A 22701-nucleotide genomic window follows, 5' to 3' on the forward strand; every position below is an offset into this window, starting at 1 on the left:
TGATCGTTCCCACGCTCTGCGTGGGAATGCCTCACCGGACGCTCCGCGTCCGCTTTGGATGTGACGCAGAGCGTCACGGGCTGCATTCCCACGCAGAGCGTGGGAACGATCAAACATGTCGCATGTTCAGAAGGCCAGCGACAGCCTGCGTTCATAACCGATCCGGCCCTTGTACGCTTCGCCGGTATCGACCCAACCTTGCTTGAGATACAGGTTGAGCGCCGCTTCATTGTGGGTGTCCACCGAGAGCATCAACCCGTTGATGTGCGGCCAGGTCTGGCGAGCGACTTGCGGCAGGGCTTGCAGGCAGGCTTTTGCGAAGCCTTTGCCCTGGGCGCGGTGGTCGACTTGCAGGGCGTGCAGTGTGGCGGTGTCTTCATCGGCCCAATGGGGAAGGCACGGCGGGCGTTTGAGCAGCAGGAAGGCCACCGGAACCTCTTGCCAAAGCAGGGCAAAGCCTTTGACGCCGGGGTTGGCGTTGGACCGCAGGGCGTGTAAGGCGCCGTCGATATCGCCGGAGAATTCCTTTTGCTGTGGGAGGATTTCGATGGCTTCGACTTGTTGGCGCTGAACCGGGGTCAGGCTGTCGTAGGGCACAAGCTGAGTAGTCACGAGCGGTACCGACAAATGTGAGACCCGGGATTCTAACGAGTTTGCGGCGGGCAAAAATATTTTTGTGGCAACACGTCGAACTTGTCGATTTCGGTTTGCGCCATACGACTAGGGGTGTCTTCACGATTCAAGTGCCACTAATCAGGCCGCCCGATGAGCCTGTGCAAACCAATCGCAAGGAGAACCCTCATGAACACTCACAACACCGAAATTGAAATCCGCGCCTTGATCGAGACTTGGCAGCAAGCCGTCATCGCCAAGGATATCGACAAAATCGTCAGCTATTACTCCGACGACATCACTTCATTCGACGCCGTGACCACGCTGCAATTCAAGGGCAAAGCGGCCTACCGTGCGCACTGGCAAGAGTGCATGAAGGTCTGCCCCGGTCCCGGCATTTTCGAGTTTCACCAGTTGCACGTCGTGCCGGCCGCCGACATCGCTTTTGCCCATTGGCTGGCCCATTGCGGCGGCACGGACGAAAAAGGTGAAACCAAAGCGTGCTGGATGCGGGTCACCGCCGGTTATCAACGCATCAATGGCCAATGGTTGGTGGTGCATGAGCACTGGTCGGCACCGTTCGACATGATGAGTGGTACGGCGTTGTTCGATCTGCAACCCTGATCGTCGGGATTTTCACCAAACCTCGAATCAGCAGCCATAGTTGATCAGCTTGATGACGGAGAATTTCATGAAATACCTATGCCTGGTCTACAGCGACGAGCATCTGTTGCACAGCCTGCCCGACAGCCCGAAAGACGCTGAGTGCATGGCCTACGCCGAGTCCGTTCAGGGCAGTGGCCGGATGCTCGCCGCCGAGGCGCTGGAGTCAGTGCAGACCGCGACCACCGTGCGCATGCGCAACGGCAAGCTGTCGATCACCGACGGGCCATTCGCTGAAACCAAAGAGCAATTGGCCGGCTTCTATCTGATCGATGCCAAGGACCTCAACGAGGCTATCCAGGTCGCCGGCAACATTCCGGCGGCCCGGGTCGGCAGTGTCGAAGTGCGCCCCGTACGTGAATTGAATCCCTCATAACAATCATAAGCAGGAGACCCTGATGAACGCTCAATTGGCTCAACCACAACCTGCTGAATTCGAGTTATCCATCAGCCGTTTGATTGACGCGCCCCGCAGCAGGATTTTCCGTGCCTGGACCGAACCGCAGTTGCTTGTGCAGTGGTGGGGGCCCCATGGTATGACCACGCCGGAATGTGAAATAGACCTGCGGGTCGGTGGTCTGTTTCGCACCTTGATGCGCGCGCCGGATGGCAAGGAATATCCGACCCAGGGGGTGTACCTGGAGATTGTCGCGCCACAGCGGATTGTCTTCACCGATGCCTTCAAACCGGGCTGGATTCCTTCAGGCAAACCCTTCATGAGCGCTGAGGTGACTCTTGAGGAAGTCGATGGCAAAACCCTTTACACCGCGCGCGCCATGCACTGGACTGAAGAGGATCGCCAGGCCCACGAGGCGATGGGTTTTCATGAAGGCTGGGGACAAAGCCTGGACCGGTTAGTGACGCTGGTGACCGAAGGCATGACTGACTGATGCCGGGCGAGGCGAGCGGGGCGCTCAAGGCACAGCTGGAGACGGTTTATCGCGCCGAGTCACGGCGGATACTCGCGACCCTGATTCGCTTGCTCGGCGATTTCGACCTCGCCGAAGAGGCATTACATGAAGCTTTCTTCGTCGCGGTCGAGCGTTGGCAGCGTGATGGCGTGCCGGCTAATCCGCGCGCCTGGCTGGTGTCTACCGGGCGCTTCAAGGCCATTGACGGGTTGCGCCGGCGGGCGCGTTTCAGTGCATCCCGGGCGGCGTTGGTCAGCCAGGTGCAAGAGCTCGAAGAGACCGACTGGAGCGAGGAAGACGTGGAAGACGATCGTCTGCGATTGATCTTCACCTGCTGCCACCCGGCCTTGGCGGCGGATGCTCAGGTGCCGTTGACGCTTCGGGAAATCTGCGACCTGACGACCGAGGAAATCGCTCGGGCCTTTCTCACGGCACCGGCCACCATTGCCCAGCGCATCGTGCGCGCCAAAGCGAAGATTCGTGACGCGAAGATCCCCTATCAAGTGCCGTCCATGGCCGAACTGCCCGAGCGTCTGGACAGCGTGTTGCGGGTGATTTATCTGGTGTTCAACGAAGGTTATTCGGCCTCGATGGGCGAGCAGGTGACGCGTGAAGATTTGACCGCCGAGGCCATACGCCTTGCTCGTTTGCTGATGGAGTTGCTGCCGGAGCCCGAGGTCATGGGGCTGCTGGCGCTGATGCTGCTGCACGAGTCGCGACGCCCGGCCCGGACTTCGGCCTCGGGTGAACTGATTGTGCTGGATGAACAGGACCGCTCGCTGTGGAATGCCGGGCTGATCGCCGAAGGCTGCGCTCTGGTGGAGCAGGCGCTGAGCACCCGTCGCTTCGGCCCATACTGCCTGCAAGCCGCGATCGCAGCGGTACATGCCGAAGCGCCGACCGCGGAGGAAACCGACTGGGTGCAGATCGTCGGGCTTTATGACGTATTGCTGCGGGCGGTGCCTTCGCCGGTGATCGAGCTCAATCGCGCGGCGGCCCTGGCCAAGCGTGATGGACCGCTGGCGGGGCTGGAGTTGATCGAGGGGATTCTGGCGCGAGGCGAGCTGCTCGATTACTACCTGGCACATTCGGCCCGGGCGGAGTTCTGCCGGCAGCTCGGGCGCGTCGAGCAGGCCAGAGAGGCTTATCAGCGCGCCCTGGAGTTGACTCGGCAAGTACCGGAGCGGCGGTTTATCGAGCGGCGGCTTGAAGCGCTGAAACCTTTCTCTTACTAGAACTAAAAATAGCGCATTGAATGAAATAAATGGCTTTTTGTAGGAGCCAGCCGGGTGGTGCTCCGTTTGCTCGCGATGGTGATCTCAAGGACGCCATCGCCGGCAAGCCGTGCTCCTACGGGTGATCTTAAGGACGCCATCGCCGGCAAGCCGTGCTCCTACGGGTGTTCTCTGCGCGACTACAACAGGTTCTACGAACGGTTTCACTCCAGCATTTTTCCCAGCAACCAACTCCCCGCAGGCCCCGGCGGATGCAGGTGTGACCACAGTGCATCCACCGCCACCGGCCGTGGCCAGCCGCGCACGGTGAGTTCATGGAGCGAGCCTGCGCCAAAGCGGCCCACCAGCCAGCGCGGTAACGGTGCCCAGCCGAAACCGCCTTGAGCCATTTCCAGCAGCATCAAATAACTCGGTGCTGACCAGACCCGGCCTTGTGCGCGGGTTTCATACGGGTTGACGATGGTCGCCAGACGCAACTCGCGGTGTTGTTGCAAGGTGTCCTTGTCGACCCTTTGCAGCGCGGCCAGTGGATGCTCACGAGAGACAAACAAGGCGATTTCCGTGCGTTCGTCGACTGTCGAACTGGCAAGGTCCGCCGGGTAGCTCGGCTGCATCTCGGCGAAGGCAATCTGCGCCCGGCCACGCTGGACCAGCGCCACCAGATCGTCGCATTCGGCGATCAGGCATTCGAGTTCCAGGTCCGGGTAACGCTGCTCGAACTCGCTCAAGCACGCCTCGAAACGGTCGGACTGCCAGGTGTCGGAAATGGCCACGGTCAGCTTCGGTTCGAAGCCTTGTGACAGCTGACTGGCGGCCATTTCCAGCCGACTGGTCGCAGCCAGGATGTCTTCGGCACGTTGCAGCATCACATGCCCGGCGGGTGTCAGGCCGGGTTTGCGGCTGCTGCGATCGAACAGAATCACGTCCAGATCGATTTCCAGGCTGGCGACTGCCGCGCTGATGGTCGACTGGCTCTTGCCCAGTTTGCGTGCGGCCGCAGAGAACGAGCCTTGGGTCGCGGCCTGGACAAAGGCCAGCAGCACTTCATGAGATGCCATGAACTATCGCCTTGATCGATGGTTATTGGTTATGAAGTATCGGGCTGGTGGGCAATGATGGCAACCATCGTTACCCAGAGAGTCTAATCATGAGTACCCAAAAATCCCTGACTGAACGGGTTTTCCAGGCCATTGGCTTCGAAGTCTTCGCGGTGCTGATGTGCGCCCCACTGTTCGCCTGGTTGATGGATAAGCCATTGTTCGACATGGGCGTGGTGACCATCGCCAACTGCTTTATCGCTCTGGGCTGGAACGTGCTCTTCAATGGCATGTTCGACCGCATGCGCGAGCGTTTCGCCATGGTCCAGAATGGCTGGACCCGCATGTTGCATGCGTTACTGTTCGAGGGCGGCCTGGTGGTCGTCAGCGTGCCGCTGGTGGCCTGGTGGCTGAACATCAGCCTGTTGCAGGCACTGATTCTGGACATCGGCGTGTTGCTGTTTTTCCTGCCGTACACCTACGTCTACCACTGGGCATATGACGTGGTGCGTGAGAGGATGATGTTACGCCGAGAGCCATCTCGCGGATGACGCCTTCGCGGCTAGTCAGTCAAGCCGCTACGCGATCCGTAGCAGCTGCCGCAGGCTGCGTCCGGCCGCGCAGCGGTCGTAAATCCTGCCTCCACGGTTAACCTGAAAAACCGCGGTGTCGGATTTTACGACCGCTGCGCGGCCGAACGCAGGCTGCGCCAGCTGCAACAGGGGTTGTGCCGAGCCTGAAAAGGGCGATCAGATGTGGAAGTAACCCACGCAGGAATCGAACGGCAGGCGTTTGAGTTCGATCTTGTTCATGTCGAACACTTCACGCAGGGCTTTGGTTTCGCCCGGGAAGTTGCGATAGGCGACTTCGTCCAGCACCACGATGGCGCCTTTTGGCATGTACGGCAGGAAGGTTTCCAGCGCGACTTTGGTCGGCTCGTAGAGGTCGGTGTCGAGGATCAGCATGGCCACGACCAGGTCCGGCCGGGACTTGACGTACTCAGGTGCGGTTTTGCAGATGTCACCCTTGACCAGCTCGCAACGCGGGATGCGGTTGACCGGACGCAGCAAGTCGTTGGCGTCGATCATGTCCTGGATCAGCGACTGGTCGGTGTCGGAGAACATGTTCTCGTTGATGTCCGTCGGGTCTTCGTCCTTGTTGATGCTGGTGAAACCTTCGAAGGTGTCGAAACCGACGATCGAACGGTTGATCGCGTAGGGTTCCAGAATCATCGACAAGTGCATGTAGAGCATCAGCGAGTTGCCCTTGTACACGCCGCACTCAATGATCGCGCCCGGTATCTCGGCAACTTTCTTGAACAACTCCATGCGCGACAATGCTGCGGTCACGCCAATGCGGTTGGCGAACACGTATGGCGCATCGGCCACGTACTCGGCATCGACCCGTTTCAGGACGTTGGCACGGGTTTCGTTGTATTCGGTCTCGGCAGGCGTAAGGCGACGCTTGGTCATTATTTGGCTCCTAGGAAATTCGAGAAATCGTGGACGTGCAAATAGTCTTTGAAGCCGGCCCCGACATCCGGGCACGCGCTGTCGACATTGATTGCGCCACGTTTGTGCTTGAGGTCATCGAGGTGCATCAGCCGGAAATCCACGCTGAAGCGGGTCTGTTCGGTGTAGTTGGGGACGGTGCCATGCAGGTGCGAGCCAGAGAAAATCAGCATCTCGGCAGTGTTACCGGCGACGCGGATTTCCGATGAGGTGTTGATCTCTTCCAGCGGCACCGGGTGCACGCGGACTTCTTCTTTGACGTTGTCCTTGGCTCGCTCACGCTGCACGTTGATCCAGTCGGACAAACTCCACTGCGCCGAGGTGTTCTTTACCGGCACATCGAAGTAGCCCGGATTGATCATCATGGTCTGGTCCGGGGCGATGGTGTAAACCGGCATCCAGGTGTTGATCTGGCAGTCCACGCCGCCGTACCAGGTGTCCCGGTGCGGTTTGTAGGCATAACTGATGCCGGCGTGCAGGTAGTCGTAGTTCGGCACCACGCGGATGCGCGGCACATCGAAAATGTAGTCCTTGGGGTCGGCGCCAATTTCCAGGGTGAAGGCGCGAATCAGCTCCTTGACCTGCAGACTGTTGGTGAACTGGCCCTTGAGCCGGGTTACCTGGATGACGAATTCTTCGACCGGCATCAGCGTGTGCAGGGACTGGTGATCAGTCTCGCCGTCAAACGCCACGGTGATGCTTTGCCGGGCGAATGCGCACAGTTCTTTGGCTGCGTTGAGCTGGGTGTTCAGGAAGATATCGCCAGCGTAGATGGCGCTTTTGAAGTCAGCTTTCTTCTGAAGCTGATTAATATACAAATTCACGGTTTCCCCCTCCTGAATACGTTGGGTCTCTAAAGAGTCGGCACAAAGGTAACAAACTGAAGTGCAATCCAGCGGATGCTGGAGCAAAAGGTCGTTAATACGCTGATTTTTCGACGAAATGCGTGTTGCGCTTGCCTGAGTCTGATTCGCGGGATAAAAAAATCCCGAACCGATTGCCCGGTCCGGGATTTTTTCAGTTGTTGAGCGAGGCTTGGAACAACTGCATAAACAGCCAATACAAACTGCCCGATAGCCCCAGCCGCAACGCGATCCGTAGCAGCTGCTACAGGGATTGTGCAAGCCCGCTTGACTCAATAATCCTGGCGCTTGCGAAATGCCCAACGCCCGGCCAGCACGGTAAAGGTCGCCACCAGTGCCACCAGAATCCAGAAGCCCTCGGGGTCGCCCGAGAGCGGGATGCCACCGACGTTCATGCCAAAGAAGCCGGCAATGATGTTGATCGGCAGCGCCAGCACAGTGACCACGGTCAGGGTGAACAGGGTGCGGTTGCTTTGTTCGTTGAGGTTGGCGGCGATTTCTTCTTGCAGCAGTTTGATGCGTTCGCCCAGGGCCGTGAGGTCGTTGATGATCAGCGCAAACTCCTCCGTGGACTTGCGCAGCTCCTTGACGTCCTCCTTCTGTAGCCACTGCGGTGGGCGGTTGAGCAGCCGCAGCAACGACCCCGGTTCAAGCGCCAACAAGCGTTGCAGGCGCACCAGCACCCGGCGGTTTGTACCCAGTTCGGCGCGGTTGGTGGACAGGCGCGAGGACAATAGCTGGTCTTCGATCTGGTCGACGCTGATGCTGGTTTTGCGCACGATCTGGGTCAGCACTTCGCCCTGATCACGCAGCAGATGTACCAGCAGTTCCAGTGGCGAGCGAAAGCGTTCACCGGCCTTGACCGAGGAACGCAGCTTGTCCACTGAGTGCAAGGGTTGCAGGCGGGCGCTGATGATCAGGCGGCTGCGGGCGCAGACCCACAGGGTCGAGATGTCCGAAGACACCATGCTGCTCAGGTTGAACACCACATCGTTGACCACTGCCAGCAGCGCCGTATCGACGTGTTCGATGCGCGTAGAGCGTGAACCTTCATGCAGCGCTTCGAAGAATTCTTCTGGCAAATCCAGATGGGTTTTCATCCAGCGCTCGCAGGCGGCGTGGGCCAGGTTGAGGTGCAACCAGAGAAACTCGTCGGTGTCAGCGGGTTGTTTCAAGCATTCCAGAGCCTTGGCCGAATCGATTTCACGGCCGCGTTCGCCGGGGCGAAAACTGAAACCGTAGAGCAGGCCGAACAGATCAGAGTCGCGATGGCGTTGGTCGATACTGTGGTTCATGGAGTCTCGCTGGCGGGAGGTACCTGTAGGACGTTTCACAGGTTCACGTGAGCCGCATCATGGCAAGGCTGTTTGACGGTTTTGTGACAGTTTGGCGACGCGGGCGAGTGAGCGATGACCAGTGGTCGGAACCCTTTAAAGAATGCGAACGGCGCGCCGATCACGCTCACGTAATCTTTCGCGATTTGGCCATAGGCCTGGTTGTTGGTGACAGGGATGTCTAGACGTCATGCATGCCCCTGGATGGCCTGCTTTATCCCTGTCATGAGATCCCACTCGATGTTTTTGAAAAAGTCCCTGAGAGCTCAAATTCTGGCAATGCTGAGCGGCAGCTTGATTGCGATGCTGTTGATTGCTCTGGCGTGCTTCCACTTTCTCTCCAGCGGTGTTCAGAGCTATCACAACCTGATCGATGGCCCGCTGCATACTTCACAACTGATCGATGAGGCCAACCTGCAATTCAAAGTTCAGGTACAGGAATGGAAAAACGTCCTGCTGCGTGGCAAGCAGCCGGCTGACCTGGACAAGTACTGGAAGCAGTTTGAAGATCGCCAACGCGATGTTCAGGGCATTCTTGGCCAGCTGGCCAGCCAACCGGGAATCGATGCACAGCTCAAGACACGCATCGAGCGACTGCGTGAGGAGCACCGGGTCTTGGGTACGGCCTATCAGAAGGGCCGCGACGCTTATCTGGCGGCAGGTGCTGATCCAACGGCAGGAGACGCTGCGGTCAAAGGCGTGGACCGCGCCGCCAGTGAACAAATGAGCGAGCTGGTCAACGAGTTACGCAAGCAAGGCACCGAGCAATCGACATTGATCAGCGCCAGCGCCGATCGCACTGTGCTGCTGGGAATTGTGGTGATGCTTGCTTCGGGCCTGTTGATCGGTCTGTTCAGCCTGTGGCTGGTCAACCGCCATCTGGTGGAGCCGATCCGCAAGCTGATCGAGTATGTGGCGCAACTCAGTCAGGGTCGCTTTGCCGAGCGGGTGGCGAGCAATCGTCAGGATGAGTTGGGCAAGCTGGCCGTTGCCGCCAATACACTAAGGGATTTTCTCGCAGAAACCTTCAGCCATTTGCAGCGCAGTGCCTCGGATCTGGACAGTGCCAGCGGTGAGCTGAATTCCATTGCAAGCCTCATGACCCACGGCACCAACGAGCAATTCAACCGCACCGATCAAGTCGCCACGGCGATGAACGAAATGTCTGCCACCGCTCAGGAAGTCGCCCGCCACGCCGCCGACGCGGCGCGGGCTGCCGATGATGCCGATCACTCTGCTCAGCAGGGCGAAAAGGTCATGCAGGGGACGATTCACACCATCACTCAAATGCGCGGTGAAATCGCCAATACCGCTATGGTTATCCGGCGTCTGGAGGCCGACAGTGGGCGCATCGGCAAGGTGCTGGAAGTGATTCGCGGGATCGCCGAACAGACTAACCTGCTGGCGCTCAACGCGGCCATCGAAGCGGCCCGTGCCGGTGAGGCCGGGCGTGGGTTTGCCGTGGTCGCTGATGAAGTGCGCAGCCTGGCTCAGCGCACTGCGGCGTCGATCATCGAGATCAATCAAATCATCCAGACCGTTCAAACCGGCGCAGTGGATGCGGCCCAGGCGATCGAGAGTGGCCAGTCGCGCAGTGAAGAAAGCGTCGAGCAGGTCACTCAGGCCGGTGCGATGCTGGAGCGCATCACTGTGGCGGTGGAAGCGATTCGCGACATGAACCGCCAAATTGCCACCGCCGCCGAACAGCAGACCTCGGTCGCCGAAGATATTTCGCGCAACCTCACCGAGATCACCTGCATCGCCAGTACCAACCTGGATAACGTGCAGCGCACCGAAGCGGCGAGCCAGAATCTGCACGGGTTGTCGGGGCAACTGAACGAGGTGACTGCACGTCTGAGTGCGTGACCGGACACCCCCCAGGCGTGATTGTGTATCGGCTCGGTATCCGGGCCGGTACACGATAAATCTCAAGCTTGTACCGCTTACGTCGATGAGGAGGTTATCCCTAAACTCACATGGATCAACCACCCATGGTCAGCATCACTTCCGTTTCGATCAATCAGAGCCTTTCTACAACGTCCAGCAAAACCACGATCACTGACAGTGCCGACACCAGCAAGACCGACAGCACCTCGTCAACGGCAGCAGGTAGCTCAGCCACCTCAGCCGCCACCGACACTTCGAAGGTCGCAGCAGGCGGTGCACCGGCGTCCAGCGGCAGCAGTACGAGCAGCAGTAGCGAGTCGGATGCGGTGAAAGCCTTGCGCAAGCAGATTGCTGAACTGCGAAAGCAATTGCAGGAACAACACAAGCAACTGCAAGCGGCTCAAGCGAGTCAGAAAAGTGCAGATGCAAAAGCCGCCGAAGTGGCCGCTGCGCAATCGCAGATCGCGACCACCTCAGGCTCATTGCAGACCGCTACTGCCGCGCTGTTGCAAGCCTTGCAGAGCTCGAGCAGCAGCACCTCGGGCTCGTTGGTCAGTACCTCGGCATAACGTCGGGAGCCTGCGGTGATCGAGCGCGAACGCGGGCTTTGTGTTCTGCGCTAAAACGCAAAAAGCCGCGCGACCAAAAGGTCGCGCGGCTTCTACAGTGTTCCCGTTACTTGTCTTGTTTGTTGCTCAGCACCTGACCGGTCGTGGCGTCCAGGTGCACGTCCCACTCAACACCTTTGGCGTCGCGTATTTCGACCTGGTAGACGTAATCCGCGCCTTTTTTCTCAAGCTCGGTGTCGGTGATGTTGGCTGCCGTAGCTCCTGGATACTGGGCGAGGGCGGCCTGGTTGAGTTTTTCCAGGTCCATGATGCTGCCATCTTTGAGCAGACCCGGAATCAGATCCGGGCGCACGTCAGCCCGGGCCAGGCCGGCGGTCAGGGTCAAGGAAGCCGCGGCGAACAGGGCAGTCAACGTTTTCATGAGTTCTTTCCTTGGGGTGAACTGTTTAAGTGGGACCAGCGTAGTCCGCCGAACTTAATTCACCCTTAATTGCACCTCGGCGCTGACGGTTTCGTTCGCCCATTCCTGCATGGGGCGCTATACGCCCCGGCTCACGGCCGATTGATCATTTAATAGCCGTTAGCCTCAAGCAACTGCGCGACGCTGGCCGGCGCCGGGCGTTTGAAGTACTTGAGCAGCTCGCTGGCGCGGTTGGTGAAGATGCCATCAACGCCGGCGTCCATCACCTTCTTGTAATCCACCGGTTCGTCGATGGTGTAGGCATGCACCAATAGACCTTTGTCGTGAGTGAAGGTGTTCATCCACGGCTGCACCAGGTCCGAATAGCTTTGATCGCCACCTGTGGTCAGGGCTGCTGAAGGTCCTGTACCGATGGCGCCTTGAGCCTTGGCGTAGTTGACCCATTTCTCGAATTCGGCTTTGTCCCTGGGTTCCTGTCTGGCGTACCAGGCGGCCTTGTCCTTTTCACCGCTGGCGGCGAAGCTGACATTGGATTTGGGTTCGATACTGCCTTCACCGACCCACAGCAGAAGGATTTTCGGTACCTGCGGCATTTCCTTTTGCAGCAGTTCCAGGCTGCTCTTCTCGAAGGTTTGCAGCACGACCTTGCCTTTGCCCTGGCCGACCGCCAAATCGCTTTTCGCCAGTTTCGAGCCGGTCGGGCTCAGCCAGCCACGGTCCTGCAATTTATTTTTCAGGTCACGTTCGATACCCGGAAACTGCTTTGGCTCTTTGGTTTCGATGTACAGCCCGGGTTTGTGCTGCGGGTTGCCTTGCGCGATATCGATGATTTCGTCGAGGGTCAGGATCTTCAGGCCCACATACGAGGGGCGCGCACGGTCCGGGTACGCCTTGTTGAACCAACTGCCGGCATCCAGGGTTTTCAGTTCGGCCAGGGTGAACTCGTTGGCGGGACTGTCCTTGCGCTCGGGAAATTTACTGGCAACGTCAGTGGTGCGTTGCAGGTTGTTGTCATGCAGGGCAAACAGCACACCGTCTTTGCTGCGTTGCAGGTCCATTTCCAGGTAGTCGGCACCCAGGTCACGCGCCAGTTTGTAGGAGGCCGCGGTGGATTCCGGTGCATCGAAGGATGCGCCACGGTGGGCAATGACCGCCGGGTGTGGAACACCTATGGCGCTGGCCAGAGCGGTCGGGCTCGGCTGGCTGGTGGCCTGTGCCTGGCCAAGGCCGAGCATAAGGCTCAGCAACAGGGCACTTTTGCGGAAGGTGACGGGCATATTCGAAGTCCTTTCGTAGAGAGCGATGTCCAAGGATTACCTTTTAACAACTGAACGCCACTTGTGCTATCGCCATACCGACATTACGTATGTCAGAGCCGGTATTTCCGTGCTTTTGTGCGGCTCTGTGCAGTACTCGTTGGCCCGGCAGTTAACGCCCCCCGACGCTCGACTATTTTTCAAACCGATAAGCGCGCTCAACCTTGCACACCCGTGTATGACAAGCCTCATACCAGGTCGAGCGCCCCTGCTCGCGGACCTCGGTGTGTTCGGCGTGATGTTTCCAGGCGAGGATTGCAGCCTCACTGGCCCAATAGGAAACAGTGATGCCGAGCCCGTCTTCACCGCGGGCTGACTCAACACCGAGAAATCCCGGTTGCTCGCGGGCCAGCTCGAGCATGCGCCCGGCGGCTTGCTCGTAGCCTTGATCCCCCTCGGTTCGCAGGGACGTGAAAATCACCGCGTAGTAGGGCGTCGCTGGTGTCTTGGCGATCATGCCGGGTTCCCCGCGCAGGTGTTGAGAAATGCGCTGACCAGAGGCGGGGGCGTGCCGGCCAGTGCGGCGCGTTCGGGCTGAAATAACGTGGCGACGAAGAACGGATGACCACGCAGCTCGACGCTCCTCAGATCACCCGCCGAGTCGTGTCCGGTGGCGTGCAGGCTTTGTGTCAGCAGCTGCGTTTCGAACTCGGGATTGACGCCGTACCGGCAGTGATAACCTTCGCGGATTTGCAGTGCGCCATAGGCGTTGGCGATCAACGAACCTTCGACCAGGCAGATACCATCCACGGCCTCGACCAACGAGCAACTCAACGGCGTGAGGAGGGCGCGGGCGGCGTCCGGTGACGTCTCGCCATGCTCGGCATCGGCCCAGCCGAGCACGTTGCGTGCGTACTCAAGCACTGCGTGTTGAAAACCGCCGCAGGTCCCCAGAAAGGGTCGTTGTTGTTCGCGGGCATAACGGATGGCCAGGAGTGCGCCGTCCATATCGCGGTAAGGGCTGGCCGGCACACACCAGAAACCGTCGAAGCCATTCAGCTGGGTGGCCGATGTGATGCTTTCGGTGGGCAGCCACTCAAACTGCACCTTCAGATCGGCGTTCTCGGCCGCCATGCTCAGCGCCATCGGGATCGCCTGGTGAGCGATGACATCGCGGTTGTAGTCACCGATCAGAGCGATATGGATGAGGGGCTTATCTGAAGGGGTTTGCATGTGGTTCTCCTGGTGCGGCCAAGGCTTGTTGATTCCTGGAGCCCACTATAGATTGGCGCTCACGCAATCAATATTGGCGTTTACCCAAATGCTCAATGCATCAACGCACTATCAACTCGATTACCCGGACCTGTCGCTGATCCTGGCGCTGGTGCGTGGCGGCTCTCTGGCCCGTGCAGCCGCGCTGTTGAAGGTCGATGTGTCGACGGTATTTCGTGCGGTGCGCAGACTGGAAGCCGCCTTGGGTCAGGAGTTGTTCGAGAAAAGCCGCGCAGGCTATCTACCGAGCAGCATGGCGCAAGCCTTGGCCGAACAGGCTGAGCGTGCCGAGCAAGCGCTGGAAGCGGCACGCATTGGTGTGGAGCAAGGTGGGGAAGTTATCAGTGGCACGGTCCGCCTGACCTGCACCGATTCGGTCCTGCAAGGTTTGCTTTTGCCGGCACTGGCGCAGTTCATGCCGGCATATCCGGCCTTGACCATCGAATTGAGTACGTCCAACGATTTTGCCAACCTCAGCCGCCGCGACGCCGACATCGCGTTGCGCTTGACCTGCACACCGCCGCAGCATCTGGTCGGGCGGTGCCTGGGCTCGGTGTCGTACCGGGTTTGCGCCAGTGCGGCTTACCTGCAATCGGTCGACCCCAGTGACCTGGCCAGGCTTGCCTGGATCGCCCCGGATGACTTCCTGCCGGATCATCCAACCGTGGCCTGGCGTCGTCAGCAGTTGCCCGGCGTGCTGCCCAATTACCGCTGCAACAGCATGCTGTCGGTCACCGAACTGGTGCGTGCCGGGTTGGGCGTCGCGGCGCTGCCGGACTTCCTGATCGGTGAATCGGGACTGCAAGCCTTGAGTGAGCCCCTGCACGGTTACGACACCAGTCTATGGCTGCTGACCCGCCCGGACTGCCGCACCTTGCGCTCGGTGGTGACGCTGTTCGATGAACTGGCGCGCAGCGTCCGTTTGCCTTAGTTCTGTTCCTCCGGCGCGATGGGTTCAAACCTTGGGCTCATCCTTGCGCACAAAATGCTGATGCATTTCGGAGGTCAGGTTTTCGATGCGCTCGGTCAGGGTCTTGGTCATCTCGGTCAAACGGGTGTTTTGCTCAAGTAATTCCAGTAGTTGTGCTGTGGTCTGGGCGGCTTGTGTCTGCCGTTCGGCGTTGGCAAGGGCAAGGGTTTCACGGTGCAGGGCATCCGCATCGGAATGGGCTTTGTCCCGTGCCGCCTGGCGAGTTTGAGCGAGCAGAATCAGCGGCGCGGCATAGGCTGCCTGGAGGCTGAAAGCCAGGTTCAGCAGGATGAACGGATAGACATCGAAATTCGTCAGTCCAGCCAGGTTGACGCCAATCCAGAGTGCGACAATCAGTGTTTGCGCGCCGAGGAAGGTCGGCGTCCCGAAAAAACGGGCAAAGGCTTCAGCCTTCAAGGCAAAACTGTCAGTGCCGAAGGTCGGCGCCAGATGGGCGTGAGGGCGGTGAAAGCGCAGGTGATCGACTTTAGAGCCAGGCTCTGCTTCGGGTTTGACTGAGTTCATAGTGCTCTCTGCAATGCCATGGGACTGGGGTCTACTATAGCCCCGAGTACCCACGATTGAGGAAATCCTCTAAGGGCATCCAGTGGGCTTGTGCCAGACGGGCAATCGCGGGTTCTCTGACCGGGTCGCTCGTGGCGACGTTGATTTTGTTGCGCCCGGAGTTTTTCGCGGCGTACAGCGCTTTGTCCACCTAGTTGAGCCACATCGCGGCATCCTCGAACGGTAACTGGTAAGCGGCAAGACCAATGCTCAAGCTCACCTCAAGCTCAGGGATCTCCTGGCTGCGGTAGTTGCTGAAGACTTCACGCAAGCGTTCCACGAACTCCCTGGCTTGCTCCAGAGGCATGTCCGGCAAAATGTAGGAGCAGCCGGTCGACGCTCGATTGCTCCGGGCGGCGCTCCGACGATGGACCTGAGGGCGACGCGTTTATCCAGCAAACACGCGTTATCGTTAACGTCATCGCGAGCAAGCTCGCTCCTACAAGGGGCAGCGTTCGCTTAACTGACTTGATTGCCAGCTGGTAACACACCGTGCCTACCGCCAGCGGGTAGAGCGTCAGCATCGGCAGGCAGGCATAGACCTGAAGCGTACTGGTGGGCGAAGGCCGCCCCCAGCAGAGCAGGCGAGGAAGGGCCCCAGGGAATCTTCCCCGAGTGGACGGGACTACAGCTGATAGCAGGCCAGGAACATATCCATTGCAGACGCTACAACGGTGGTCTGCATCTCGGGTGACAGCACTGGCTGGTTCATGGAGATTTGTGGCCAGAAGGCGAATGCCTTGATCAGCCCCTGCACCTGCTGCGCGGCGAAACACGGGTCGACGGGTTTCAACCTGCCGTCGGCCTGGGCCGCGCGAATCCACACGGTGAGGCTCTCTTCACGCTCTCCCAGCCTGGCGACCATGTCCTGGGCCCGTTCGGGGGAGTGGATCGTGGCGGCAATTGCCACACGCGCCAGGTCGAGGAGGTTGTTGTCCGCCAGCATGTGCAGTTTGGCCCGCAACAACACTTCCAGTTGCTCGCGTAGCGGCAGATCACTGCGGTAGATCGTGTCCTGCTGGGTGCTGATGCTGGTCCATAATTTATTCAGGATCTCGGCGAACAGCTCTTCCTTGCTGGGGAAGTGGTTGTACACCGTGCGCTTCGAAACGCCGGCCGTGGCGGCTATCTTGTCCATGCTGGTGATGTCGAAACCGTTGGTCCGGAATTCGACAATGGCCGCCTGGACGATGGCTTCGCGTTTTCGGTCGGTGAGGCGCAGTGCAACTGTCATAAATAGGCTTCGGCGGGTGAAATGAAAATTACACTTCGCAGTTTACTTATTCTCTCGTTTGTTGCAATCTTGAAACTACACTGTGCAGTGTAATTGCGCGGTAAAAAATAGAGCTTGCGGCTAATGCGTGTATGCATTGGCCAGTTATCGTCCAACAACGGAGCACCGGAACCTCACCGGTTTCCTTGGAGTCACCTCAATCATGGCCACTCTCTCATCTCGCGCTGACAGCGCCCCCAGCCTCAAAGGCTCTTTGCGGGACGAAGGTCATTTCCGCAACCCTGTAGCAGTGCCGCGCGAAGGCTTTCGCAAAACCTTGCGGATATTCTGGAACATGCTGTTCCACAAACCGCGCAACACTCGACCGGCCGGGGTTATCCCTGTACAAGCCTTGACCCGCGAAGCGCTGTTGGCTGCGCCAAATCACAGCGTGTTCCGTCTCGGCCATTCGACCGTGCTGCTCAAATTGCATGACAAGTTCTGGCTGACCGACCCGGTCTTCGCCGAGCGCGCATCGCCGGTGCAGTGGGCCGGTCCACGGCGCTTCCATCAGCCACCCATCAGCCTGGAAGAACTGCCACCGATTGAGGCGGTGATCCTGTCCCACGATCATTACGACCACCTCGATCATCAGTCCATTCTCAAACTGGCCGACAAAACCAGATACTTCCTCGCGCCGCTGGGTGTGGGCGATACCTTGATCAAATGGGGGATCGACGCCAGCAAGGTGCGCCAACTGGATTGGTGGCAGGGCACTGAAGTGGATGGCATTCGCTTCATCGCCACACCATCCCAGCATTTTTCCGGACGCGGCCTGTTCGATGGCAACAGTACGCTGTGGGCGTCCTGGGTCATGATCGATGGCGATACACGGATCTTCTTCAGCGGCGACACCGGCTATTTCGATGGCTTCAAACGCATCGGCGAACAGTACGGCCCGTTTGATTTGACGCTGATGGAAACCGGCGCCTACAACGTCGAATGGCCGCATATTCATATGCAGCCAGAGCAAACCCTCCAGGCGCATATCGACCTCAAAGGTCGCTGGTTACTGCCGATCCACAACGGCACGTTCGATCTGTCGATGCATGCCTGGCACGAACCCTTCGACCGCATCCTGGCCCTGGCCTGGGAGCGAAATATCGCCATCACCACGCCCCAAATGGGTGAAGCGTTCAACCTGACACAACCCCAGCGTGGACGGGCGTGGTGGCTGGAGGTGGAGAGTGTGCCGTGCTCGGAGCACAACGCGCTGACCTGACAGGCTGCGCGTCTGGTTGAATAGTCATACACGTGAAGAGGAAAGGGGCTCGGGGGGCTATCCCGAGCCCTGCCCTAGGCTGACCGAGAGAGTGAATTAATCACTCATCCTTCAGCATTTACGGGATGTCTATTCATGAATGGAACTCTGAAATATCACTTCACCGCACTCATCCGGATGAGTGCGCTAAATGCGTTACCTGGAAGCATTGATTGCCGATGTTGCATCACCTGCGATTTTCGTCGCGCCCTTGTCCGGTTACCCGGGCATCACGGTGCCCTCAGGCATAGACGCTGACGGTTTGCCAACCTCGGTTTTCTTTTATGGTGAGCGCTGGAGCGACGCCAGGCTCCTGGCACTTGCCTATAGCTATGAGCAAGCCTCTCTGGCATGGCAGGCCCCGGCCTTCAGGCAGCAATAGTTCGTCGATCGAAGCCTGCTGCCAACCGAGGAGCCGGCTTCTGTTCGTATCGGTGTTCACTCAATCATCGCGTAATCAGCCCGCCCGACCGGATCAGGTGTCGTGCCTTTGATGTTCATGCCTCTGCCCGGCGCAAAGCCCGGGAAAAACACCAGGCCTTGCGCTTCCAGCCGATAGGCCAGGGCCAGACGAGTGACGTCCAGCAACTCCCCTTGGGCTTCAAACCGCTGGATGGCGGCTATCGAAACCCCTGATTCCTGAGATAACTGCTCCAGGCTCCAGCCCAATAGCTCGCGGGCCTGTGCGCAGTGTTCGGGGGTGAATTGATGAAGGGCGATACGTTCGAGGGTGATTTTCATCGCAAGAGAGGCCATGGTTTTCTCCGGGGTTCGAGAGTGGCGATTCAATAAAATACTGTGTTTTTGTACAGTTGTTTTATACCCGGATCAAACTCATTTTTTGATCGATTCTATTTTTTCTCGCTCAGGCAGGGTTTACATCGGTTTGCTGGTGCTGGTGCTGGTGCTGGTGCTGGTGGTGGTGGTGGTGGTGGTGGTGGTGGTGGTGGTGGTGGTGGTGGTGGTGGTGGTCGGTCTGTGGGTGAAGTGAGTTTGATTGGGCATCAGAGGCCGGAAAATTCGCCCGGTTACATCTGCTTCTCCAATTTTCAGCGCTGCCTCGCCGTAAGAGCTGACAGTCGACTACGATATTTTATGTAAGACCCTAAAAGCTCAATTGACGTTTAACAATAAAAGCAACAATTGGACGTCAGCTTCCTGATTTCAATACGCGCAAAGGTTGCGTTTTAAAGGCAAGCAGGCGGTGTGCACCACAACGTTTTTTCCAGGGAATGGCATCATGAAGAGATTACGTCTGCTGTGTACCCTGATCGGTTTTATCAGTTTGCCGGCCCTGGCCGATATGGCATCGTCAAACAAGGATGCCTTCGTGGCTAACCTGATAGAGCAGATGACCCTGGAAGAAAAGGTCGGCCAACTACGGCTGATCGCTATTGATGACATCATGACTCCCGAAAGGATGCGCCAAGAGATCACTGCCGGGCGAGTCGGTGGTATGTTCGGTTCTGTGACCCGTTACAAAAACCGCCCCATGCAGGATGCGGCTCAACGTAGCCGCCTGAAAATACCAGTGTTTTTCGGCTGGGACGTGATACACGGTCATCGAACCATTTTTCCCATTGGCCTGGCATTGGCCTCCAGCTGGGATATGGACGCTATCGAGTTGAGCGGTCGCACGGCGGCGAAAGAAGCCAGTGCGGACGGTGTCGATTTGACCTTTGCACCGACGATAGATATCGCCCGTGATCCTCGTTGGGGGCGCACATCCGAAGGCTTCGGTGAAGACACCTATCTGGTTTCCCGCATTGCCAAAGTGATGGTTCAGGCCTATCAGGGCAAAAGCCCGAATGCACCCGACAGCATCATGGCCAGCGCTAAACATTTTGCGTTGTATGGTGCTGTCGAGGGGGGACGCGACTACAACAGCGTCGACATGGGCCTGGCCAGGATGTACCAGGACTACCTGCCACCTTATCGTTCGGCGATTGATGGTGGCGCGGGAGCAGTCATGGTGGCGCTTAACTCGATAAATGGTGTGCCAGCAGCTTCCAATACATGGTTGATGCAAGACCTGCTTCGCAAAGCCTGGGGTTTCAAGGGCCTGGTCATCAGCGACCATAGTGCGATAACCGAGTTGGTTCAGCATGGTGTTGCGAAGGATGACCGCGAAGCTGCCAGGCTCGCAATCAGGGCTGGCATTGATATGAGCATGAACGATTCCTCCTATGGTCAGGAGCTACCAGGACTGCTTAGGTCTGGCGCTATTTCTCAGAGCGATATTGATAACGCAGTGCGGGAAGTCCTGGGGGCCAAGTACGACATGGGGCTGTTCGAAGACCCTTACCGGCGCATCGGCGTTGCCAGTGACGACCCCGTTGATATCAACGCCGAAAACCGTCTGCACAGAACGCAAGCCCGTGAAGTGGCACGCAAGACGTTGGTGCTGCTGAAGAATGAAAATGGGCTCTTGCCGCTAAAAAAAGAGGGAACGATCGCACTTATTGGCCCGCTGGCAAAAAGTACCGTCGACATCATGGGCAGTTGGTCTGCAAGCGGCATGGCCTCGCAATCCGTGACGATCTACGACGGGCTGAAAAGCGCGATGAACAAGGGCTCGCTGATCTATGCCCGAGGAGCCAATCTCACGGAGGATCAGGAGGTTGTTAAATACCTGGGAGTGTCCGAAGTCGAGAACGACTCTCGTCCGGCAGCAGAAATGATTGATGAAGCAGTCAAGGCTGCACAGCGAGCCGATGTTGTGATTGCCGTGGTGGGTGAGCCTCGTAGTATGTCTCATGAAGCGGCAAGCCGAACCAGCCTGGATCTGCCAGGGCGCCAGAGTGAATTGATCGCCGCCCTGAAAACTACTGGCAAACCGCTGATACTGGTATTGATGAACGGCCGTCCACTGTCCATCGGCAAGGAGCAGGAACAGGCCGATGCGGTTCTGGAAACCTGGTACAGCGGCTCTGAGGGGGGTAACGCCATTGCCGATGTAGTGTTCGGTGACTACAACCCGTCCGGCAAGCTACCCATCACCTTTCCGCGTTCCGTGGGGCAGATCCCGAGTTACTACAGCCACTTGAACACCGGTCGCCCCTACATACCGGGTGGGCCTCGCAACTACACTTCTCAATATTTCGATCAATCCTATGGTCCGCTTTATCCCTTCGGCTATGGACTGAGCTATACCGATTTCAGCCTGTCCGAAGTAACCCTGTCGGCTCCAACACTCAAGAGCAATGGCAACGTCGATGCCAGCATCACGGTGCGAAACATCGGCAAGCGCGACGGCGAAACGGTCGTTCAACTGTATATCCGAGAGGTCGTTGCATCCGTCAGTCGTCCGGTCAAAGAACTTAAAAACTTTCAAAAAATCATGCTGAAGGCCGGGGAGGAGAAAGCTGTCCACTTCACCATTGATGAGAGCGACTTGAAGTTCTTCAACACACAGTTGAAATACGCCGCCGAGCCGGGCGAGTTCCGGGTGCAAATCGGTCTGGATTCTCAGGATGTGAAAGAGCAGAGTTTTGAGCTGTTGTAGGCTTGAGGCAAACGCTACACCCCCCTGTAGGAGCCGAGCTTGCTCCGGGCGGCGTTCCGACGATGGACTCAAGGGCAGCGCGTTCATTCAGAAAATACGCGTTATCGTTAACGTCCATCGCGAGCAAGCTCGGCTCCTACAGGGGGTGTAGCGGCAGTGGCTTCTTTTTTTTTTTGGCTCACTGTTTCGCCTCCAACCCCGGCGCCTCACGAATGATGAAGTGATCGAGGTTCTCGATATCACCACTGAACACCCCGAAGGTCTGTTCGGGGTTTTTCTTGCTCGGTACTTGCTTCAACTCCGGCGTCACACCATAGAAGAAGCAATACAGGTCCCGCTCGCTGCCAATGGCGTTCTTGATCTCCTCCAGGAAGGCTTTGCGTTTGCGGTAGCTCTCAATCAGCTGTTTGCTCAGGTAAACGTTCACTGAGTAAGGCTTCTTCTCGACCCAGACCTTCTTCTCGAAATCGATCCGGAAGCTGGTTTTGTAGTCTTTGATCTCCTTGATCTTGCCCCAGTAAATCAGCCCTTTGTTGTCTTGCAGGTATTCAATCTTCTTGAAGAACGACCAGTAGGACGCTGTCTGTTCACCGATCTTGAGCGGCATGCTTTTGAGCCGCTCCTTGTCATCGATGTTCGACACAAAGCATTCCACCGGATGGGCAAACACGCTGGTCTTGTCCGGCGCTGTTTCACGGGGCGCGTGCTCCGTGGCGTTGTTCGCAGACGGCGTCTTCAGCTCATCCTGTGGAGAGGCAACATCTGTCGCCGGACTGGATGGCTTGCGCACATATTGGCGACGGGTGAGCAGCAACTCCGACGGGAAATGCTCCTCCCGATCGTTATCGCCCTCGGCATCCAGCCCCGAGGCCAAAGCTTTAGGACTGAGGTAAGGGCAGCCATCAACGTGCCGGGTGCTGGGCACATTCTTGAAATGTGGCGTCCTTATATAGTTGACGTTCTTCGCATTGAACGTACCCAACACGTTCTGTGCATCGAACGCCGCCCGGCATGCATCGTTAGGGCATTGAAAGCTTTCCCTGGCCGAATCGAATGCCATCGTCTCGTCGAAATTCAAATCCCGCACGTCATAAATCGACAGCTTTTCATCGAGGCTGAGGCAGTAGGCTTTGTCGAATTTCATTCGCTTGCTGATCCTGAAAGGGGATGGCCTATTAATAGCGGGTGGGGCTGTGGGGTGCACCAACTCTTTCACGTTCGTTGCCAGTGCCGGGTGGGATGAACTCGCCAATGGACAAGGGCCAATACCTTAACTAGCGTTGTGCACGGGTGGCCGCGCTCCCTTCCTTGTCATGAGGTGTGTAGTGGCGCACTGCCCGTCCTGTCGTTAGCCGCGCCAACAAGGAGGTCGGGGGTGTCTGGATCGGTCGTGCTGGACGCGATTCTCGGGATGCTAAGGCCTGGTGCGCAATGACACCTTGCTTGCAGCGGGCATGCAGATGGCCAGCAATCTCGTGAAAGACAACTCGCCAGCTACGCTCGATCAGCTAGCAAAGCCGATCCGCAGCCCAAGCCTTGAGCGCTTTGAAACCAGAG

Annotated in this window: 25 protein-coding genes and 1 pseudogene; 12 read left to right on the plus strand and 14 right to left on the minus strand. The window is 58.2% G+C overall.

What is annotated here, in order from left to right; all coding sequences use genetic code 11:
* Positions 1-126: 126 nt before the first annotated feature.
* Positions 127-612 (minus strand): GNAT family N-acetyltransferase, encoded by a 486-nt coding sequence (locus tag AC07O1_RS27220; protein WP_495090785.1) that lies wholly within the window; start codon positions 610-612, stop codon positions 127-129.
* A gap of 189 nt (positions 613-801) precedes the next feature.
* Between AC07O1_RS27220 and AC07O1_RS27225 the strand changes: the two genes are divergently transcribed.
* From AC07O1_RS27225 to AC07O1_RS27240, 4 genes are all read left to right on the plus strand, one after another.
* The gene (locus tag AC07O1_RS27225; RefSeq protein ID WP_495090786.1) at positions 802-1236 is read left to right on the plus strand and encodes a YybH family protein; all 435 of its coding nucleotides are present in this window, start codon (positions 802-804) and stop codon (positions 1234-1236) included.
* 67 nt (positions 1237-1303) lie between these two features.
* On the plus strand, positions 1304-1651 hold the full coding sequence (locus tag AC07O1_RS27230) for a YciI family protein (RefSeq protein WP_494992700.1): 348 nt from the start codon (positions 1304-1306) through the stop codon (positions 1649-1651).
* A 22-nt stretch (positions 1652-1673) separates the two neighbouring features.
* Positions 1674-2165 carry an SRPBCC family protein gene (locus AC07O1_RS27235; RefSeq protein WP_495013531.1) on the plus strand — a complete coding sequence of 164 codons (492 nt, stop codon included), beginning with the start codon at positions 1674-1676 and terminating at the stop codon, positions 2163-2165.
* Positions 2165-3421 (plus strand): RNA polymerase sigma factor, encoded by a 1257-nt coding sequence (locus tag AC07O1_RS27240; protein WP_495090787.1) that lies wholly within the window; start codon positions 2165-2167, stop codon positions 3419-3421. Before AC07O1_RS27235 ends, AC07O1_RS27240 begins: the two co-directional genes overlap by 1 nt.
* A gap of 203 nt (positions 3422-3624) precedes the next feature.
* Here AC07O1_RS27240 and AC07O1_RS27245 read toward each other — a convergent pair whose 3' ends face one another.
* Positions 3625-4479: a LysR family transcriptional regulator gene (locus AC07O1_RS27245; RefSeq protein WP_495090788.1), complete on the minus strand. Its 855-nt coding sequence runs from the start codon at positions 4477-4479 to the stop codon at positions 3625-3627.
* 89 nt (positions 4480-4568) lie between these two features.
* Between AC07O1_RS27245 and AC07O1_RS27250 the strand changes: the two genes are divergently transcribed.
* The gene (locus AC07O1_RS27250) at positions 4569-5009 is read left to right on the plus strand and encodes a multidrug/biocide efflux PACE transporter (protein WP_495090789.1); all 441 of its coding nucleotides are present in this window, start codon (positions 4569-4571) and stop codon (positions 5007-5009) included.
* A gap of 198 nt (positions 5010-5207) precedes the next feature.
* Here the strand turns inward: AC07O1_RS27250 and AC07O1_RS27255 are convergent, their stop codons facing one another.
* The 3 genes from AC07O1_RS27255 to AC07O1_RS27265 all read right to left on the minus strand — a co-directional run bounded on the left by AC07O1_RS27255 (position 5208) and on the right by AC07O1_RS27265 (position 8127).
* The gene (locus tag AC07O1_RS27255; RefSeq protein WP_494992705.1) at positions 5208-5930 is read right to left on the minus strand and encodes a TylF/MycF/NovP-related O-methyltransferase; all 723 of its coding nucleotides are present in this window, start codon (positions 5928-5930) and stop codon (positions 5208-5210) included.
* Positions 5930-6793 carry a 2OG-Fe(II) oxygenase family protein gene (locus AC07O1_RS27260; protein WP_495090790.1) on the minus strand — a complete coding sequence of 288 codons (864 nt, stop codon included), beginning with the start codon at positions 6791-6793 and terminating at the stop codon, positions 5930-5932. Before AC07O1_RS27260 ends, AC07O1_RS27255 begins: the two co-directional genes overlap by 1 nt.
* A gap of 311 nt (positions 6794-7104) precedes the next feature.
* Positions 7105-8127 carry a transporter gene (locus AC07O1_RS27265; protein ID WP_494992707.1) on the minus strand — a complete coding sequence of 341 codons (1023 nt, stop codon included), beginning with the start codon at positions 8125-8127 and terminating at the stop codon, positions 7105-7107.
* A gap of 279 nt (positions 8128-8406) precedes the next feature.
* On the opposite strand from AC07O1_RS27265, the gene AC07O1_RS27270 reads away from it, so the two are divergent.
* Positions 8407-10032 carry a methyl-accepting chemotaxis protein gene (locus AC07O1_RS27270; RefSeq protein WP_495090791.1) on the plus strand — a complete coding sequence of 542 codons (1626 nt, stop codon included), beginning with the start codon at positions 8407-8409 and terminating at the stop codon, positions 10030-10032.
* A 125-nt stretch (positions 10033-10157) separates the two neighbouring features.
* Entirely contained in the window at positions 10158-10622 is a 465-nt protein-coding gene (locus tag AC07O1_RS27275; protein ID WP_495090792.1) for a hypothetical protein, read from the plus strand.
* A gap of 106 nt (positions 10623-10728) precedes the next feature.
* Here the strand turns inward: AC07O1_RS27275 and AC07O1_RS27280 are convergent, their stop codons facing one another.
* From AC07O1_RS27280 to AC07O1_RS27295, 4 genes are all read right to left on the minus strand, one after another.
* Positions 10729-11043: a PepSY domain-containing protein gene (locus AC07O1_RS27280; RefSeq protein ID WP_495090793.1), complete on the minus strand. Its 315-nt coding sequence runs from the start codon at positions 11041-11043 to the stop codon at positions 10729-10731.
* A gap of 149 nt (positions 11044-11192) precedes the next feature.
* Positions 11193-12320: a glycerophosphodiester phosphodiesterase gene (locus AC07O1_RS27285; protein WP_495090794.1), complete on the minus strand. Its 1128-nt coding sequence runs from the start codon at positions 12318-12320 to the stop codon at positions 11193-11195.
* A 172-nt stretch (positions 12321-12492) separates the two neighbouring features.
* Positions 12493-12816: an antibiotic biosynthesis monooxygenase family protein gene (locus tag AC07O1_RS27290; RefSeq protein WP_494992710.1), complete on the minus strand. Its 324-nt coding sequence runs from the start codon at positions 12814-12816 to the stop codon at positions 12493-12495.
* Positions 12813-13532 carry a CTP synthase C-terminal region-related (seleno)protein gene (locus AC07O1_RS27295; RefSeq protein WP_495090795.1) on the minus strand — a complete coding sequence of 240 codons (720 nt, stop codon included), beginning with the start codon at positions 13530-13532 and terminating at the stop codon, positions 12813-12815. The genes AC07O1_RS27290 and AC07O1_RS27295 overlap by 4 nt, the downstream gene beginning before the upstream one ends.
* A gap of 25 nt (positions 13533-13557) precedes the next feature.
* Between AC07O1_RS27295 and AC07O1_RS27300 the strand changes: the two genes are divergently transcribed.
* Positions 13558-14502: a LysR family transcriptional regulator gene (locus AC07O1_RS27300; protein WP_494992780.1), complete on the plus strand. Its 945-nt coding sequence runs from the start codon at positions 13558-13560 to the stop codon at positions 14500-14502.
* A gap of 24 nt (positions 14503-14526) precedes the next feature.
* On the opposite strand, the gene AC07O1_RS27305 is transcribed toward AC07O1_RS27300, so the two are convergent.
* The 3 genes and pseudogenes from AC07O1_RS27305 to AC07O1_RS27315 all read right to left on the minus strand — a co-directional run bounded on the left by AC07O1_RS27305 (position 14527) and on the right by AC07O1_RS27315 (position 16339).
* Positions 14527-15066: a DUF1003 domain-containing protein gene (locus tag AC07O1_RS27305; RefSeq protein WP_495090796.1), complete on the minus strand. Its 540-nt coding sequence runs from the start codon at positions 15064-15066 to the stop codon at positions 14527-14529.
* 193 nt (positions 15067-15259) lie between these two features.
* Positions 15260-15424, minus strand: a pseudogene (locus AC07O1_RS27310) (diguanylate cyclase); the annotation flags it as partial.
* Between the two features lie 306 nt (positions 15425-15730).
* Entirely contained in the window at positions 15731-16339 is a 609-nt protein-coding gene (locus tag AC07O1_RS27315) for a TetR/AcrR family transcriptional regulator (protein WP_495090797.1), read from the minus strand.
* Between the two features lie 202 nt (positions 16340-16541).
* On the opposite strand from AC07O1_RS27315, the gene AC07O1_RS27320 reads away from it, so the two are divergent.
* A complete protein-coding gene (locus tag AC07O1_RS27320) occupies positions 16542-17600 on the plus strand; it encodes an MBL fold metallo-hydrolase (protein ID WP_495090798.1) in 1059 nt (352 codons plus the stop codon).
* Positions 17601-17790: 190 nt separating this feature from the next.
* On the plus strand, positions 17791-18021 hold the full coding sequence (locus tag AC07O1_RS27325) for a hypothetical protein (RefSeq protein ID WP_495090799.1): 231 nt from the start codon (positions 17791-17793) through the stop codon (positions 18019-18021).
* A gap of 56 nt (positions 18022-18077) precedes the next feature.
* Here the strand turns inward: AC07O1_RS27325 and AC07O1_RS27330 are convergent, their stop codons facing one another.
* Complete coding sequence (locus AC07O1_RS27330) at positions 18078-18395, minus strand: helix-turn-helix domain-containing protein (RefSeq protein WP_494992715.1); 318 nt, start codon at positions 18393-18395, stop codon at positions 18078-18080.
* An 85-nt stretch (positions 18396-18480) separates the two neighbouring features.
* Between AC07O1_RS27330 and AC07O1_RS27335 the strand changes: the two genes are divergently transcribed.
* A complete protein-coding gene (locus tag AC07O1_RS27335) occupies positions 18481-18630 on the plus strand; it encodes a hypothetical protein (protein ID WP_495090800.1) in 150 nt (49 codons plus the stop codon).
* Positions 18631-18879: 249 nt separating this feature from the next.
* Positions 18880-21144 carry a beta-glucosidase BglX gene (gene bglX / locus AC07O1_RS27340; protein ID WP_495090801.1) on the plus strand — a complete coding sequence of 755 codons (2265 nt, stop codon included), beginning with the start codon at positions 18880-18882 and terminating at the stop codon, positions 21142-21144.
* A 178-nt stretch (positions 21145-21322) separates the two neighbouring features.
* Here bglX and AC07O1_RS27345 read toward each other — a convergent pair whose 3' ends face one another.
* The gene (locus AC07O1_RS27345; RefSeq protein WP_495090802.1) at positions 21323-22288 is read right to left on the minus strand and encodes a hypothetical protein; all 966 of its coding nucleotides are present in this window, start codon (positions 22286-22288) and stop codon (positions 21323-21325) included.
* Positions 22289-22701: the final 413 nt, after the last annotated feature.

This window comes from Pseudomonas sp. GW821-FHT07G10 (genome assembly GCF_059418545.1).

Coding starts and splice junctions, on each gene's coding strand:
- AC07O1_RS27265 (WP_494992707.1), bottom strand. CDS start 8,127: ATGAACCACAGTATCGACCAACGCCATCGCGACTCTGATCTGTTCGGC.
- AC07O1_RS27325 (WP_495090799.1), top strand. CDS start 17,791: ATGCGTTACCTGGAAGCATTGATTGCCGATGTTGCATCACCTGCGATT.
- AC07O1_RS27290 (WP_494992710.1), bottom strand. CDS start 12,816: ATGATCGCCAAGACACCAGCGACGCCCTACTACGCGGTGATTTTCACG.
- AC07O1_RS27270 (WP_495090791.1), top strand. CDS start 8,407: ATGTTTTTGAAAAAGTCCCTGAGAGCTCAAATTCTGGCAATGCTGAGC.
- AC07O1_RS27240 (WP_495090787.1), top strand. CDS start 2,165: ATGCCGGGCGAGGCGAGCGGGGCGCTCAAGGCACAGCTGGAGACGGTT.
- AC07O1_RS27275 (WP_495090792.1), top strand. CDS start 10,158: ATGGTCAGCATCACTTCCGTTTCGATCAATCAGAGCCTTTCTACAACG.
- AC07O1_RS27315 (WP_495090797.1), bottom strand. CDS start 16,339: ATGACAGTTGCACTGCGCCTCACCGACCGAAAACGCGAAGCCATCGTC.
- AC07O1_RS27280 (WP_495090793.1), bottom strand. CDS start 11,043: ATGAAAACGTTGACTGCCCTGTTCGCCGCGGCTTCCTTGACCCTGACC.
- AC07O1_RS27305 (WP_495090796.1), bottom strand. CDS start 15,066: ATGAACTCAGTCAAACCCGAAGCAGAGCCTGGCTCTAAAGTCGATCAC.
- bglX (WP_495090801.1), top strand. CDS start 18,880: ATGAAGAGATTACGTCTGCTGTGTACCCTGATCGGTTTTATCAGTTTG.
- AC07O1_RS27285 (WP_495090794.1), bottom strand. CDS start 12,320: ATGCCCGTCACCTTCCGCAAAAGTGCCCTGTTGCTGAGCCTTATGCTC.
- AC07O1_RS27320 (WP_495090798.1), top strand. CDS start 16,542: ATGGCCACTCTCTCATCTCGCGCTGACAGCGCCCCCAGCCTCAAAGGC.
- AC07O1_RS27295 (WP_495090795.1), bottom strand. CDS start 13,532: ATGCAAACCCCTTCAGATAAGCCCCTCATCCATATCGCTCTGATCGGT.
- AC07O1_RS27255 (WP_494992705.1), bottom strand. CDS start 5,930: ATGACCAAGCGTCGCCTTACGCCTGCCGAGACCGAATACAACGAAACC.
- AC07O1_RS27250 (WP_495090789.1), top strand. CDS start 4,569: ATGAGTACCCAAAAATCCCTGACTGAACGGGTTTTCCAGGCCATTGGC.
- AC07O1_RS27225 (WP_495090786.1), top strand. CDS start 802: ATGAACACTCACAACACCGAAATTGAAATCCGCGCCTTGATCGAGACT.
- AC07O1_RS27345 (WP_495090802.1), bottom strand. CDS start 22,288: ATGAAATTCGACAAAGCCTACTGCCTCAGCCTCGATGAAAAGCTGTCG.
- AC07O1_RS27230 (WP_494992700.1), top strand. CDS start 1,304: ATGAAATACCTATGCCTGGTCTACAGCGACGAGCATCTGTTGCACAGC.
- AC07O1_RS27245 (WP_495090788.1), bottom strand. CDS start 4,479: ATGGCATCTCATGAAGTGCTGCTGGCCTTTGTCCAGGCCGCGACCCAA.
- AC07O1_RS27235 (WP_495013531.1), top strand. CDS start 1,674: ATGAACGCTCAATTGGCTCAACCACAACCTGCTGAATTCGAGTTATCC.
- AC07O1_RS27330 (WP_494992715.1), bottom strand. CDS start 18,395: ATGGCCTCTCTTGCGATGAAAATCACCCTCGAACGTATCGCCCTTCAT.